The organism is Microcoleus sp. w2-18bC1 (genome assembly GCF_036700365.1).
In the GTDB taxonomy this organism is placed as follows: domain Bacteria; phylum Cyanobacteriota; class Cyanobacteriia; order Cyanobacteriales; family Microcoleaceae; genus Microcoleus.
The window spans coordinates 1-1,079 of record NZ_JAUBOS010000171.1 but is presented as its reverse complement, the minus strand read 5'-3'; the positions used below and the strand labels follow the sequence as shown (position 1 = coordinate 1,079).

At 66.3% G+C, this 1,079-nt stretch carries 1 protein-coding gene; it reads left to right on the top strand.

Annotated features, from left to right (window positions below; all coding sequences use genetic code 11):
* On the top strand, nt 1-1,079 hold a 1,079-nt coding region (gene tuf, locus QT979_RS28900; protein WP_333312395.1), incomplete at both ends, for an elongation factor Tu.

The following is a 1,079-nucleotide window of genomic DNA, read 5'->3' as shown; positions in this document are numbered from 1 at the left end:
GGCAAGACGACGCTGACGGCGGCGATCACGATGACGCTGGCGAAGACGGGCGGCGCGACGGCGAAGAAGTATGAGGACATCGACGCGGCGCCGGAGGAGAAGGCGCGCGGGATCACGATCAACACGGCGCACGTGGAGTATGAGACGGAGAACCGTCACTACGCCCACGTCGACTGCCCGGGCCACGCCGACTATGTGAAGAACATGATCACGGGCGCGGCGCAGATGGACGGCGCGATCCTGGTGGTTTCGGCGGCGGACGGCCCGATGCCGCAGACCCGCGAGCACATCCTGCTGGCGCGTCAGGTCGGCGTTCCGGCGCTGGTGGTGTTCATGAACAAGGTCGACCTGGTCGACGACGAGGAGCTGCTGGAGCTGGTCGAGATGGAGGTGCGCGAGCTGCTGAGCTCGTACCAGTTCCCGGGCGACGACATTCCGATCACCAAGGGCTCGGCCAAGGCGGCGACGGACGGGGTCAACCCGGAGATCGGCGAACAGCGCGTGCTGGAGCTGATGAAGACGGTCGACGAATACATCCCGCAGCCGGACCGTCCGGTGGACCAGCCGTTCCTGATGCCGGTGGAGGACGTGTTCTCGATCTCGGGCCGCGGCACGGTGGTGACCGGCCGCGTCGAGCGCGGCATCATCAAGGTCGGCGAGGAAGTGGAGATCGTCGGCATCCGTCCGGTGCAGAAGACGACCTGCACGGGCGTGGAGATGTTCCGCAAGCTGCTGGACCAGGGCCAGGCGGGCGACAACGTGGGCGTGCTGCTGCGCGGCACCAAGCGTGAGGACGTGGAGCGCGGCCAGGTGCTGTGCAAGCCGGGCTCGATCACCCCGCACACCAAATTCCTGGCCGAGGCCTACATCCTGACCAAGGAAGAGGGCGGCCGTCACACGCCGTTCTTCACCAACTACCGTCCGCAGTTCTACTTCCGCACCACCGACGTGACCGGCATCGTGCACCTGAAGGAAGGCGTGGAGATGATCATGCCCGGCGACAACGCCGAGCTGACCGTCGAGCTGATCACCCCGATCGCCATGGAAGAAAAGCTCCGCTTCGCCATCCGCGAAGGCGG